We start from the raw sequence: 13,111 nt of genomic DNA, 5'->3' as shown, positions 1-13,111 counted from the left end.
CGGTCGATGTCCGGTGGAACGAATGCGATGCGGCGTGCCGCGATCGCGGCGGCCGACGTCGTGCTCGTGCTGACCGGGGCGCTCGTCGCGCAGGTGGCGTCGGGTCTCGGCTGGCATGACCTGTCCGACGCGCAGCGCGGTTCGATCGCGCTGCTGTGCGTGCTGACGGCGGCGCTGCTGCCGCGCTACCTGCGCACCGTGCGCGGCGGCGTGGCGGTGCAGGGCGATGCGCACGTGCTGACGCACACGACGGTCGCGATGGTGTGCGCGAGCGTGCTGACGGTGGCCGGCACGATGTGGATCATGAACCGCGGCGGCACGGTCACGACCCGCTGGATCGTGCGCACGGTGCTGGCCGGCGACGCCGCGCTGCTGCTCGGCCGTGCGGCGCTGCTGGCGCTCGCGCTGACGCGTGACGATCCGCGCGCCCGGCAGCGCCGCGTCGCCGTCGTCGGCGCCACCGCATATGGGCGCGTGGCGATCGAGCGGATGCAGCTCGCGCCGAACGGCCCGTTCGTGGCCGCGTGCGTATTCGACGACGACGCGCAGGCCGCCGCGGGCGGCATCGGCGGCGTGCCGGTGATCGACGACTGGGACACGTTGCGCGACCTGATTCGCGGCGGCGACATCGACGAGGTCTGGCTCACGCTGCCGATGTCGCACGAGTGGCGGATCCAGCGCATCGTGCGCGAACTGCGCGACGAGTTCGTCGAGTTGCGGCTGTTGCCCGACGTGCGGCAGATGGCGGTGGTCGATCGCTCCGCGACCGACGTGCTCGGCATGCCGGCGATCAATCTCGCGACCACGCCGCGCTCCGCGCCGGAGCTGTGGGCCAAGTTCGCGTTCGACCGGCTGTTCGCGTTCGGCGTGCTGATTCCGTTGCTGCCGCTGCTGACGATGCTGGCGATCGCGGTCAAGCTGTCGTCGCCGGGGCCGGTGCTGTTCAGGCAGCGCCGCAAGGGCGTCGACGGCCGTGAGTTCGACATCCTGAAGTTCCGGACGATGCGCGTGCATCGCGTACAGCCGGGCGTCTTGCGGCAGGCGTCGCGCAACGATTCGCGCATCACGCGCGTCGGCGCGTTCATGCGGCGTACGTCGCTCGACGAGCTGCCGCAGTTCTTCAACGTGCTGTTCGGGCAGATGTCGGTGGTCGGCCCGCGTCCGCACGCGATCGAACACGACGACCTGTATCGGCAACTGATCGACTGCTACATGTACCGCTACCGCGTGCGGCCCGGCATCACCGGATGGGCGCAGGTGAACGGCTATCGCGGCGAGACGCGCAAGGTCGAGGCGATGGCGGCGCGCGTGAAGTTCGATCTGTTCTACATGCAGAACTGGAGCTTCTGGTTCGACATCAAGATCATCCTGATGACGGTGGTGCGCGGCTTCATCGGGCGCAATGCGTTCTGAGGATGACGAATCATCGAGGAGGCGCCGCGCGGGCGATCGTATCGACGGCGTGATGCCGGTTCGCGGGCACGGCAAGAAGCGTGGTGTCCGCGCCGGAAATTGCTGCGCTGCGGTTGTGGCGGCCGGCTTCGCGACGCGTGCCGCCGGTCGGGATTGCTCGTCCGTCCCCAGTTTTCGCAGGGCTGGCGCTGCCTGACCGGCACGCTGATTCCGGTCAACACACGCGTGTTCAATGGGTTTATCCTGCGTCGCATGCGTCCGGCGTTTCGCGTGTCCGGCCGCCCGTTCGTCCGGATGCGACGGCACAGGTCATGCCTGTGCGCCGCGCACCCGGCGCGATACCGCGCGCCGCTCTTTTTCGCGCGGAACCCGGAACAGGAGAGACGGCCATGTCGCTCGACCCACAACAACGGCAGACGCTGAAGCAGCGGCTGAACGAGAGCGAGCAGGCGCTGCGTGCGGAGATCCGCACGAGCGAAGACCAGCGCGCGTCGGAATCCTATGCGGACCTTGCCGGCGCGGCGCCGGACGAGGGCGACGAGGCGAACGCGGACCTGTTCGTCGACGTCGATCATGCGTTGATCGGCATGAAGCTGACGGAGCTGCGCGCGATCGGCCGCGCGCAGCAGCGGATGCGCGACGGCAGTTACGGCGAATGCATCGACTGCGACGGCTCGGTCGCCTACGAGCGCCTGCTGGCGCGCCCGACCGCCGAACGCTGCGCGCATTGCCAAACGCTCTACGAACGGCGCTACGCGACGACACCGCGCGCGTCGCTCTGACGTCGCGACTCCAACCGCGCTGCACGTGACGCGCGGCCGGCGTAGGATGACCTACGGGCGCCCGGCGGCGTCGACGAACGGCGCCGGGCGGGCAGACGCCGTCGCGCTGGCGCGCGGCGCCATCCAAGTGGAAGGGAGCCACGCCGATCATGCCGATCCACAATGCCGAATGCGCGGCCATATTCGCCGAGATCGCGGACATGCTCGAGATCCAGGGCGCCAACCCGTTTCGCGTGCGGGCGTACCGCAACGCCGCCCGCACGATCGCCGACTACGGCCGCGACATCCCGACGATGATCGCGAACGGCGACGATCTCGGGAAGATTCCGTCGATCGGGGCCGATCTCGCGTCGAAGCTGCGCGAGATCGCCGCGACCGGCACCTGCGAGCTGCAGCAGACCTTGCGTCATGCGCTGCCGGGCGCGATCGTCGAGCTGCTCGATGTGCCCGGGCTCGGCGCGAAACGCGTGAAGGCGCTGCATGACGCGCTGCACGTCGATTCGCTCGAACAGCTGCGCGCCGAAGCGAAGAGCGGGCATGTGCGCGAGCTGCCGGGCTTCGGCGCGAAAACCGAAGCGCACCTGCTCGAGGCGATCGACGATCGCCTGCAGCGCGAGCCGCAACGCTTCCTGCTGCCCGACGCCGCGCATGCGCTGATGCCGTTGCTCGAACGCCTGCGTGCGGTGGCCGGCGTCGGCCAGGCCGTGCCGGCCGGCAGCTTCCGCCGCCGCCGCGAGACGGTCGGCGATCTCGACATCCTCGTCACCGCACGCGAGCCGGCGGCGGTCGCCGAAGCGTTCGTCGGCTACGGCGACGTGGCGCGCGTGCTCGCGCACGGCAAGACCCGGTCGAGCGTGATGCTCGCGAACGGCCTGCAGGTCGACCTGCGCGTCGTCGATGCCGATGCGTTCGGCGCGGCGCTCGTCTACTTCACGGGATCGAAGGCGCACAACATCGCGCTGCGCAGGATCGCGCAGGCCGGCGGCCTGAAGATCAACGAATACGGCGTGTTTCGCGGCGACGAGCGGATCGCCGGTGCGACGGAGGCATCGGTCTACGCGGCCATCGGGCTGCACGAGGTGCCGCCCGAATTGCGCGAGGATCGCGGCGAGATCGATGCGTCGCGTGCCGGCACGCTGCCGGCGCTGGTCGAGCGCAAGCATCTGCATGGCGACCTGCATGCGCATACCGACGCATCGGCCGGCCGCGACGGCCTGCGCGCGATGGCCGCCGCCGCGCGTGCGCGCGGGCTCGTGTACCTGGCCGTCACCGACCGCGCACCGCCCGGCGGCGGCGATCGCAACGGCTTCGACTGGCTCGCGCGCCAGCTCGACGAGATCGATCGCATCAACGCGTCGTTCGACGATTTCGTGTTGCTCAAGGGCGTGGAAGCCGGCATTCGCGAGGATGGCAGCCTCGATGTGCCCGACGCGATGCTCGGCCGGCTCGATCTCGTGGTCGGCGCGGTACGCGACGGCTTCGACCTGCCGCGCGGCGCGCAGACCGACCGCATGCTGCGCGCGATGGACCATCCGCATTTCTCGATCCTCGCGCACCCGACCGGCCGCGTGCTCGGCGAGCGCGACGCATGCGAACTGGATGTGCCGCGCGTGCTCGCGCAGGCCGCCGCGCGCGGCTGTTTCGTGGAACTCGATGCGCTGCCGCGGCGATTCGACCTGCCGGACGTCTGGTGCCGCGAGGCCGCGAAGGCCGGCGTGCCGGTCGCGATCGGCTCGGATGCGTGCAGCGCGGACGCGCTCGACAACCTCGCGTTCGGCGTCGATCAGGCGCGGCGCGGCTGGCTGACGCGGCAGGACGTGCTGAACACGCGCACGCTCGCGCAACTGCGGCCGCTGCTGGCGCGCACGATGGGCGGTGCGGGCAGCGGGGCGGGCAGCGGCGCGAAGCGGAGCCGGTCGACGGGCGCGTGAACGCAACACGGCCGGCCGCAATGCGTTCAACTCATGCCGGCAGGGTCATGCGAGCACGCCGGTCGCCGGGACGTAGGGCAGGCCGAGCGCCAGCGCGACCGCTTCGTACGTGATGTGGCCATCGCACACGTTCAGGCCCGCGCGCAGATGCGGATCGTCGAGCATCGCCTGCTTCCAGCCCTTGTCGGCGAGCGCGAGCGCATGGCCGAGCGTCGCATTGTTCAGCGCAAAGGTCGACGTGCGCGCGACCGCGCCGGGCATGTTCGCGACGCAGTAGTGGACCACCCCGTCGACGATGAAGGTCGGCGCCGCGTGCGTGGTCGCATGCGAGGTCTCGAAGCAGCCGCCCTGGTCGATCGCGACGTCGACGACGACCGCCCCCTTGCGCATCGTCGCGATCATGTCGCGCGTGACGAGCCGCGGCGCGGATGCGCCCGGCACGAGCACGGCGCCGATCACGACGTCGGCATCGCGCACGGCTTCGTCGACCGTATGCGCGTTCGAGCAGACGGTCGCGATCCGGTTGGCGAACACCAGATCGAGCTGGCGCAACCGGTTCACGTTGTTGTCGAGCACGGTGACGCGCGCGCCGAGGCCCACCGCCATCTGCAGCGCGCCGGTGCCCACCACGCCGGCGCCGAGCACGACCACATGCGCGGCCGGCACGCCCGGCACGCCGCCCATCAGCACGCCGCGGCCGCCGCGCGGGCTTTCGAGGTGGGTCGCCGCGACCTGGATCGACATGCGTCCGGCCACTTCGCTCATCGGCGCGAGCAACGGCAGGCCGCCGCCGGGGCCCGTGACGGTTTCGTACGCGATGCAGACCGCGCCGGATTTCACGAGCGCGGCGGCCTGGTCGGGATCGGGCGCGAGATGAAGGTACGTGTAGAGGATCTGGCCGCGCCGCAGCATCGCGCATTCGGTGGGCTGCGGCTCCTTCACCTTGATGATCATGTCGGCGCGCGCGAAGATTTCTTCCGCGCCGTCGCCGAGCGTCGCGCCCGCGGCCGTGTAGTCGTCGTCGAGCAGGCCGATCGCCGTGCCCGCGCCGCGCTGCACGAGCACGCGATGGCCGTGCCGCGTGAGTTCGCGCGCGCCGGCCGGCGTGAGGCCGACGCGGTATTCGTGGTTCTTGATCTCCTTCGGCACACCGATCAGCATGAGTCGCCTCCATGGCCTTCGTTATCGTCGTCGTGCGGGCAGCCGGTGGCGCAGCGGCATGCCGATCGCAGTACTGGAATAACAGCCTAGTGGTGCGCGGAGGGAAGTCAAGCAGGCGGCCTGCGCGCCGACGCACCGCACTGCAACGCAGCATGCGCGGCGACCGGTTGCGACCGGACGTCGCAATGCGCACGTGGCCGGGTTTCGGTATCGTCATGCGTGCCGCGGGCCGGGGCCGCGCGCCGGAATCCTTTCGGCAAAACGACGAGACAACGAGGCGAGGACATCGATCGACATGACCAGTGCGTATTTCAGCGTGCCGACGCTTTGCGCCATCGCGTTCGTGCATGTCTACTGGGCGTTCGGCGGGCGGCTGGGCAAGCGCGCGGCCATTCCGGAGCAGGACGGCATGCCGCTGTTGCGGCCGACTGCGGTCGGCACGCTTGCCATCGCGGCGGCACTGCTGGGCGGCGCAGGCGTGGTCGCCGCGCGTGCCGGCTGGCTCGGGCACAACGCGTATCCATGCACGATCGCGTTCGCGGTCGTTGCGCTCGCATTGATCTTCGCGGTGCGGGCCGTCGGCGATTTCCGCTACGTCGGCTTCTTCAAGCGGGTTCGCGGGTCGCGTTTCGCACGAATGGACACGCTGTATTACTCGCCGCTGTGCGCGGCGCTGGCGTTGTCGATCGCGTCGATGTTCTGGCCGTGGTGAGGGGAGAGCCGCGCGCGATTCAGCCCGCGGGCGTATCGATCAGCGCAAGGTAGTCGGCCGGCACGGCATCGGTCAGCCACACACCGTTTTCGGCGACGAAGAACGTGTGGCCCTGCCGGTGCATGCGCCGCGCATCGACTTCGAGAATCGCGGGCACGCCGTAGCGCGCGCCGACGGCCAGCGCCGTCCGGATGTCCGCCGACAGATGCACGTGATGACGGGCGCCGGGTTTCAGCTCTTGTGCACGAATCGAATCGAGGAAGCGTGTCGCCGTGCCGTGATACAGGCGTTCGGGCGGTTGCGCGGCCGGATACCGGCGCTGCACGACAGGCGTCGAATGGCCCTGTACCGCGCGGATGCGCCGGCCGTCGTCCGACAGTGCGAAGCGTCGCTTGTCGCTGGTTGCACAGACGCTTTCGATCGTCGCGCGATCGAGCCGGTGTCCGTGACGGGCGGCGCGCGCGATCAGTTCGTCGATATCGGCCCAGCCTTCGGCGTCCAGTTGCAGGCCGATGGCCTGCGGCTCGTGGCGCAACAGGTAGCTCAGATATTTGCTGATGCCGGTCGCATCGGGCGCTGGCCGTTTGTTTTTCTGGGTATTCATGAGTGGCGGAGGCTACCAGAGCGCGCTGCCAATCCGCACCGCCATCTGATCGGGCGTCGCGGGAAAGCGACACGCGCGCGCCGCCGCCCGATCGTCCGCCCGAGCGGCGCGGCTGTCCGCCATCTGGCCATCCTTGCACATTCCGGCTTTCGGATTTCCTATTGTTGCTAATTTCGATGCACTGAATTGCATTGAACCCTCTAGCACTGGAACCGGTTCCATATATAATTCGCCGCACTCGTCGCCGGACCCGAAAAGAGGGTCGTGCACGTTGCGCTTGCCGTCGGCAGACGCGGCGTCTAAGTTGAACTAGGGTCATGGGCGATGACGGGCCGATGCAGGCGGATGCCGGTATTTGTCCGACGATAGGGCCCGCGAAGAGGTCGATCCGCGCAGCGCCGCCGGAACTTGGGGCGACGCGCGGCTGCAATGACGGCGCCGCCGCGGACCGCGCGGCCGGACGCCTGCATCGAGGTTGTGCGCAACACACGAAAGAACAGGGCGACCGGCCGCCTGCGGCACGGCTGCCTGCCGGGCACGCGACATGCGGAATGCGCGCGTCCGAACCCCGATCCCCAACGATCAACATCCGACCATGTCCACGCCACCTGACAAACCCAATTCGCGTCGCCGTTTCCTGCGCACATCGGTCGCGCTCGTGCCGATCGCGTCGGTCGCCGGCTGCGACCTGCGCTCGTCGTCGCCGTCCGCGACGACGGCCGGCAACGCGCCCGCCGCATCGGCCAGCGCCGAACGCGCGCCGTACAAGCCGACCTTTTTCGATGCGAAGGAATGGGCGTTCGTCCAGGCCGCCGTCGACCGGCTGATTCCGGCCGACGCCGAAGGCCCCGGCGCGCTCGAGGCCGGCGTGCCCGAATTCATCGATCGCCAGATGGAGACGCCGTATGCGCACGGCGCGACGTGGTACATGCAGGGGCCGTTCCAGCAAGGCGTGCCCGAGCTCGGCTATCAGTTGAAGCTGGTGCCGCGCGACATCTACCGGCTCGGCATCGCGGCGGTCAACCGCTATTGCGAAAAAGCGCACGGCAAGGCGTTCGCGGATCTCGACGCGCCGACGCGCGACACGGTGCTCGGCGCGCTGGAGAAGGGCGGCGCGCAGATCGACGACGTCCCGCCCGGCGTGTTCCTCGGCCAGTTGCTGCAGAACACGCGCGAAGGCTACTTCTGCGATCCGGTGCACGGCGGCAATCGCGACATGGCCGCGTGGAAGATGATCGGTTTCCCGGGCGCGCGCGCGGACTTCATGGATTTCGTCAACCAGAGCGGCAAGCCCTATCCGTACGGCCCCGTCTCGATCAACGGGGAGCGCAGCTGATGGCCGCAGACAAGAAGCCGCATGTCGACGCGGTGATCGTCGGCTTCGGCTGGACCGGCGCGATTCTCGCGAAGGAACTGACCGAAGCGGGCCTGAACGTCGTCGCGCTCGAGCGCGGCGAATATCGCGACACCTATCCGGACGGCGCGTACCCGAACACGATCGACGAGCTGACCTACAACATCCGCAAGAAGCTGTTCCTCGACCTGTCGAAGACGACCGTGTCGATCCGCCACGGCCTGCAGGACACCGCGCTGCCATATCGACAGCTTGCCGCGTTCCTGCCGGGCGAAGGCGTCGGCGGCGCGGGCCTGCACTGGTCGGGCGTGCACTTCCGGATCACGCCGGAAGAGCTGCGTCTGCGCAGCCACTATGAAGAGCGCTACGGCAAGAAGTTCATCCCCGAAGGGATGACGATCCAGGATACGGGCGTCACGTACGACGAGCTCGAGCCGCATTTCGATTTCGCCGAGAAGGTGTTCGGCACGTCAGGGCAGGCGTACAAGGTCGGCGGCAAGGTGGTCGGCGACGGCAACGTGTTCGAGGCGAACCGCAGCGACAACTTCCCGCTGCCCGCGCAGCTCAATACGTATTCGGCGCAGCGCTTCTTCGACGCCGCGCACTCGCTCGGCCTGCATCCGTACCGGCTGCCGTCGGCGAACACGTCGGGCCCGTACACGAACCCGTACGGCGTGCAGATGGGCCCGTGCAACTTCTGCGGCTACTGCAGCGGCTACGCGTGCTACATGTATTCGAAGGCGTCGCCGAACCTGAACATCCTGCCTGCGCTGAAGCAGGCGCCGAACTTCGAGCTGCGCTCGAAGTGCCACGTGCTGCGCGTCGACCTCGACGACGCGAAGAAGCGCGCGACCGGCGTGACCTACGTCGATCCGGCCGGACGCGAAGTGCACCAGCCGGCCGATCTCGTGATCGTGGCCGCGTTCCAGTATCACAACGTGCACCTGCTGCTGCTGTCGGGCATCGGCAAGCCGTACGATCCGATCTCGGGCGAAGGTGTCGTGGGCCGCAATTTCGCGTACCAGAACCTGTCGACGATCAAGGCGTTCTTCGACAAGGATACCTACACGAATCCGTTCATCGGCGCGGGCGGCAACGGCGTCGCGGTGGACGACTTCAACGCGGACAACTTCGATCATGGCCCGCTCGGTTTCGTCGGCGGCTCGCCGCTGTGGGTGAACCAGGCCGGCGTGAAGCCGATCAGCGGCATCGCGACGCCGCCCGGTACGCCGCAGTGGGGTTCGGCGTGGAAGAAGGCTGTCAAGGACAACTACGCGCACACGATCTCGATGGACGCGCACGGCACCAACATGTCGTACCGCGACGTGTATCTCGATCTCGACCCGACCTACCGCGATTCGTACGGCCAGCCGCTGTTGCGGATGACGTTCGACTGGAAGGACAACGACATCAAGATGGCGCAGTACGTGACCGGGCAGATGAAGAAGATCGCGGAGGCGATGGGGCCGAAGGCGATCGGCGTGTCGACGCGCGAGTTCGGCAAGCACTTCGACTCGCGCCAGTACCAGACGACCCACCTCGTCGGCGGCGCGATCATGGGCACCGACCCGAAGACGAGCGTGCTGAACCGCTACCTGCAGTGCTGGGACGTGCACAACGTGTTCGTGATGGGCGCATCGGCGCTGCCGCAGGGCATCGGCTACAACCCGACCGGGATCATCGCGGCGCTGGCCTACTGGTCGGCGCGCGCGATCCGCGAGCAATACCTGAAAAATCCCGCCCCGCTGGTGACCGTATGAAGAGGACGATGAATCACCACAACGCCGCGCGCCGCGTTTCTCCGCTGCGGCGCGCGCTGGCGATCGGCACGGCATGGGCGGCATTCGGGCTCGCGGGCGGAACGGCGTTCGCGCAGCCGGCGTCCGTGGCGGCCGCGGCTTCGGGCGCGGCTGCTGCGCCTGTCGCCCAGTCCGCCGACGCGGCGCTCGTCAAGCGCGGCGAATACCTGGCCCGCGCAGGCGACTGCATCGCGTGCCACACCGCGAGCGGCGGCAAGCCGTTCGCGGGCGGCCTGAAGTTCGATACGCCGATCGGCGCGATCTACTCGACGAACATCACGCCGGACGCGAAGACGGGCCTCGGCGGCTGGAGCTACGAGGACTTCACCCGCGCGGTGCGCGAAGGCGTGCGCAAGAACGGCGACACGATGTATCCGGCGATGCCGTTTCCGTCGTACGCGCGTCTGACCGACGACGACATGAAGGCGCTGTACGCGTACTTCATGCACGGCGTCGCGCCGGTCGAGCACGAGAACCGCGCGGTCGACATCGTGTGGCCGCTGTCGATGCGCTGGCCGCTCGGCATCTGGCGCAAGCTGTTCGCGCCGTCGCCGAAGCCGTTCGACGCGGCGTCGTACACCGACCCGGTGGTCGCGCGCGGCGCGTATCTGGTGCAGGGGCTCGGCCACTGCGGCGCGTGCCACACGCCGCGCGCGCCGACGATGCAGGAGCGCGGGCTGACCGACGCGGACGGCCTCGACTTCCTGGCGGGCGGCGCGGCGATCGACGGTTGGGTGCCGACGAGCCTGCGCGGCGAGCCGCGCACGGGCCTCGGCACGTGGAACGAAACCGAGATCGTGCAGTTCCTGAAGACGGGCCGCACGTTGCGCACGGCCGCGTTCGGCGGGATGACGGACGTGGTCGGCCACAGCATGCAGCACATGACCGACGACGACCTGAGCGCGATCGCGCGCTATCTGAAGACGTTGCCGCCGCGTGTGCAGGGCGAGCAGCCGCACGTGTACGACGCGGCCGCGGCGAAGGCGCTGCAGACCGGCGACGCGAGCAAGCCGGGCGCGGCCGTCTATCGCGACAACTGCATGGCCTGCCACCGCAGCGACGGCCACGGCTACACGCGCGTGTTCCCGGCGCTCGCCGGCAACCCGGTCGTGCAGGGCGACGATCCGACCTCGCTGATCCACGTCGTGCTCGAAGGCAGCGCGCTGCAGGGCACGCGCACCGCGCCGTCGACCTTCACGATGCCGCCGTTCGGCTGGCGCCTGTCGGACCAGGAAGTCGCGGACGTGTCGAACTTCGTGCGCACGAGCTGGGGCAACACGGGCGCGCCGGTGACGGCCGCGCAGGTCGCGAAGGTGCGCAAGAGCGTGCCGTCGACGCGGCCCGAGCCGCCGCCGGGCGCGCGGTTCCCGCAAGCGTCGCGCTAACGGCAGCGGCGGGGCGCGAGCCCTGCCTGCTGCTGCGTTCGCGCCGACGCGCGGCGGCGTTACGACGCCTTTTCCTTCGCCGGGGTCGCGCCCCGCAACACGCGCCGCTGCGGGAAATTTTCGCGGCGGCGCGCCATTTTTCCGCCTCATCCCTTATCCTTTCACTCTTGAACCTTACTAAATAGTTACAAGAGCCTGGGAGGGGGGATGCCTCATGACGTCAGCCTGATTGCGTTGCTCGCGGCCGGTTTCGGTCTCGCGATGATCTTCGGTTACCTCGCGTCGCTGCTGAAAATGCCGCCGCTCGTCGGCTATCTGCTCGCCGGGATCGTGATCGGCCCCGGCACGCCCGGTTTCGTCGGCGACCTGTCGCTCGCGCAGCAGCTCGCCGAAGTCGGCGTGATGCTGCTGATGTTCGGCGTCGGCCTGCATTTTTCGCTCGGCGATCTCCTCGCGGTGCGCAAGATCGCGCTGCCGGGCGCGATCGTCCAGATCACCGTCGCGACGCTGCTCGGCGGCGGGCTCGCGCTCACGTGGGGCTGGAGCCTCGGCGCGGCGCTCGTGTTCGGGCTCGCGCTGTCGGTCGCGAGTACCGTCGTGCTGCTGCGTGCGCTCGAAGGGCGCGGGCTCGTCGAGACGGTCAACGGGCGCATCGCGGTGGGCTGGCTGGTGGTCGAGGATCTCGTGATGGTGCTCGTGCTGGTGCTGCTGCCGCCGGTGGCGGGGCTGCTCGGCGGCACGCCGCCCGGCGACGCGCATGCGGCCGGCGGCAGCGTGTGGGGCACGCTCGGCGTCACGATGCTGAAGGTCGCCGCGTTCATCGCGCTGATGCTGGTGGTCGGCAAGCGCGTGTTTCCGCGCATTCTGTGGCTCGTCGCGCGCACCGGTTCGCGCGAGCTGTTCACGCTGTGCATGATCGCGGCCGCGGTCGGCATCGCGTTCGGCGCAGCGAAGCTGTTCGACGTGTCGTTCGCGCTCGGCGCGTTCTTCGCCGGGATGATGATGCGCGAGTCGGAGTTCAGCCGGCGCGCGGCCGACGAGACGCTGCCGTTGCGCGACGCGTTCTCGGTGCTGTTCTTCATCTCGGTCGGCATGCTGTTCGATCCGAAGGTGCTGATCGAAGAGCCGCTGCACGTGATCGAGGTCGCGGCGATCGTGCTGATCGGCAAGACGCTCGCGGCGGTCGCGCTCGTGATCGCGTTCCGCTATCCGCTGAATACCGCGCTGACGGTCGGCGCGGGCCTCGCGCAGATCGGCGAATTCTCGTTCATTCTCGCGGGGCTCGGCCGTGCGCTCGGGCTGTTGTCGGCCGAGGGGCAGAGCCTGATTCTCGCGGTTGCGCTGATCTCGATCGCGATGAACACGCTGCTGTTCGCGATGATCGATCCGGCGCTCGCGTGGATCCGCAAGCATTCGGCGTTCGCGCGCAAGCTGGAGGCGCGCGATGATCCGCTCGCGGCGCTGCCGATGTCGACGCCGCAGACGCATCTGACCGGGCAGGTGGTGATCGTCGGCTACGGCAAGGTGGGCACGCGGATCGCGCATGCGCTGGACGAGCGCGGGATCGCGTATGTCGTCGTCGAGCAGAATCGCGAGCTCGTCGAGAAGCTGCGCGCGGACGGCATCGCGGCCGTGTCGGGCGACGCGATCGAGCCGATCGTGCTCGTGCAGGCGCATATCGCCCGCGCCGGAATGCTGGTCGTCACGCTGCCCGACGTGTTCGACGTGCGGCAGATCGTCGAGATCTCGCGCACGCTCAATCCGACGCTCGAGGTCGTGCTGTGCACGAACAGCGGCGACGAGGCCGCGCTGCTGTCGAGCGAGGGCATCGGCACCGTGTTCATGGGCGAGAGCGAACTCGCGCGCGGGATGACCGAGCACGTGCTCGGCCGGATGGCGAAGCCGGTCGCGGCCGCGCATTGACGGTGCGCGGCATCGCGCCGCGCAGCGGGCAGGGGCGCGGCGGCGGT

10 protein-coding genes are annotated in these 13,111 nt (G+C 69.1%); 8 read left to right on the top strand and 2 right to left on the bottom strand.

From position 1 onward, the window contains the following. Nucleotides 1-6 precede the first annotated feature (6 nt). From HWX14_RS13480 to polX, 3 genes are all read left to right on the top strand, one after another. Nucleotides 7-1,413 carry an undecaprenyl-phosphate glucose phosphotransferase gene (locus tag HWX14_RS13480; RefSeq protein ID WP_175883169.1) on the top strand — a complete coding sequence of 469 codons (1,407 nt, stop codon included), beginning with the start codon at nt 7-9 and terminating at the stop codon, nt 1,411-1,413. A gap of 389 nt (nt 1,414-1,802) precedes the next feature. Continuing rightward, nucleotides 1,803-2,195: a TraR/DksA family transcriptional regulator gene (locus HWX14_RS13475; RefSeq protein ID WP_175883168.1), complete on the top strand. Its 393-nt coding sequence runs from the start codon at nt 1,803-1,805 to the stop codon at nt 2,193-2,195. 149 nt (nt 2,196-2,344) lie between these two features. After that, entirely contained in the window at nt 2,345-4,126 is a 1,782-nt protein-coding gene (gene polX / locus HWX14_RS13470; protein ID WP_175883167.1) for a DNA polymerase/3'-5' exonuclease PolX, read from the top strand. 45 nt (nt 4,127-4,171) lie between these two features. Here the strand turns inward: polX and ald are convergent, their stop codons facing one another. Beyond that, nucleotides 4,172-5,287 (bottom strand): alanine dehydrogenase, encoded by a 1,116-nt coding sequence (gene ald / locus HWX14_RS13465; RefSeq protein ID WP_175883166.1) that lies wholly within the window; start codon nt 5,285-5,287, stop codon nt 4,172-4,174. A gap of 295 nt (nt 5,288-5,582) precedes the next feature. Between ald and HWX14_RS13460 the strand changes: the two genes are divergently transcribed. After that, the gene (locus HWX14_RS13460) at nt 5,583-5,999 is read left to right on the top strand and encodes a DUF3995 domain-containing protein (RefSeq protein WP_175883165.1); all 417 of its coding nucleotides are present in this window, start codon (nt 5,583-5,585) and stop codon (nt 5,997-5,999) included. A 19-nt stretch (nt 6,000-6,018) separates the two neighbouring features. Here the strand turns inward: HWX14_RS13460 and HWX14_RS13455 are convergent, their stop codons facing one another. Beyond that, complete coding sequence (locus tag HWX14_RS13455) at nt 6,019-6,603, bottom strand: RNA 2'-phosphotransferase (protein WP_175883164.1); 585 nt, start codon at nt 6,601-6,603, stop codon at nt 6,019-6,021. A 595-nt stretch (nt 6,604-7,198) separates the two neighbouring features. Between HWX14_RS13455 and HWX14_RS13450 the strand changes: the two genes are divergently transcribed. The 4 genes from HWX14_RS13450 to HWX14_RS13435 all read left to right on the top strand — a co-directional run bounded on the left by HWX14_RS13450 (nt 7,199) and on the right by HWX14_RS13435 (nt 13,064). After that, the gene (locus HWX14_RS13450) at nt 7,199-7,939 is read left to right on the top strand and encodes a gluconate 2-dehydrogenase subunit 3 family protein (protein WP_175883163.1); all 741 of its coding nucleotides are present in this window, start codon (nt 7,199-7,201) and stop codon (nt 7,937-7,939) included. After that, a complete protein-coding gene (locus HWX14_RS13445) occupies nt 7,939-9,717 on the top strand; it encodes a GMC family oxidoreductase (protein WP_175883162.1) in 1,779 nt (592 codons plus the stop codon). Before HWX14_RS13450 ends, HWX14_RS13445 begins: the two co-directional genes overlap by 1 nt. After that, a complete protein-coding gene (locus HWX14_RS13440; protein WP_175883161.1) occupies nt 9,714-11,141 on the top strand; it encodes a cytochrome c in 1,428 nt (475 codons plus the stop codon). The genes HWX14_RS13445 and HWX14_RS13440 overlap by 4 nt, the downstream gene beginning before the upstream one ends. A gap of 207 nt (nt 11,142-11,348) precedes the next feature. After that, nucleotides 11,349-13,064: a cation:proton antiporter gene (locus HWX14_RS13435; protein ID WP_175883160.1), complete on the top strand. Its 1,716-nt coding sequence runs from the start codon at nt 11,349-11,351 to the stop codon at nt 13,062-13,064. Nucleotides 13,065-13,111: the final 47 nt, after the last annotated feature.

The organism is Burkholderia sp. BCC0044, from assembly GCF_902832955.1.
Lineage (GTDB): Bacteria > Pseudomonadota > Gammaproteobacteria > Burkholderiales > Burkholderiaceae > Burkholderia.
The sequence above is the reverse complement of the archived record's forward strand: the minus strand, read 5'-3'. Positions and strand labels throughout refer to the sequence as shown.

Bases quoted from the DNA above. Each gene is read 5' to 3' on its own strand.
- HWX14_RS13480 (WP_175883169.1), top strand. From the start codon at position 7: ATGTCCGGTGGAACGAATGCGATGCGGCGTGCCGCGATCGCGGCGGCC.
- HWX14_RS13475 (WP_175883168.1), top strand. From the start codon at position 1,803: ATGTCGCTCGACCCACAACAACGGCAGACGCTGAAGCAGCGGCTGAAC.
- polX (WP_175883167.1), top strand. From the start codon at position 2,345: ATGCCGATCCACAATGCCGAATGCGCGGCCATATTCGCCGAGATCGCG.
- ald (WP_175883166.1), bottom strand. From the start codon at position 5,287: ATGCTGATCGGTGTGCCGAAGGAGATCAAGAACCACGAATACCGCGTC.
- HWX14_RS13460 (WP_175883165.1), top strand. From the start codon at position 5,583: ATGACCAGTGCGTATTTCAGCGTGCCGACGCTTTGCGCCATCGCGTTC.
- HWX14_RS13455 (WP_175883164.1), bottom strand. From the start codon at position 6,603: ATGAATACCCAGAAAAACAAACGGCCAGCGCCCGATGCGACCGGCATC.
- HWX14_RS13450 (WP_175883163.1), top strand. From the start codon at position 7,199: ATGTCCACGCCACCTGACAAACCCAATTCGCGTCGCCGTTTCCTGCGC.
- HWX14_RS13445 (WP_175883162.1), top strand. From the start codon at position 7,939: ATGGCCGCAGACAAGAAGCCGCATGTCGACGCGGTGATCGTCGGCTTC.
- HWX14_RS13440 (WP_175883161.1), top strand. From the start codon at position 9,714: ATGAAGAGGACGATGAATCACCACAACGCCGCGCGCCGCGTTTCTCCG.
- HWX14_RS13435 (WP_175883160.1), top strand. From the start codon at position 11,349: ATGCCTCATGACGTCAGCCTGATTGCGTTGCTCGCGGCCGGTTTCGGT.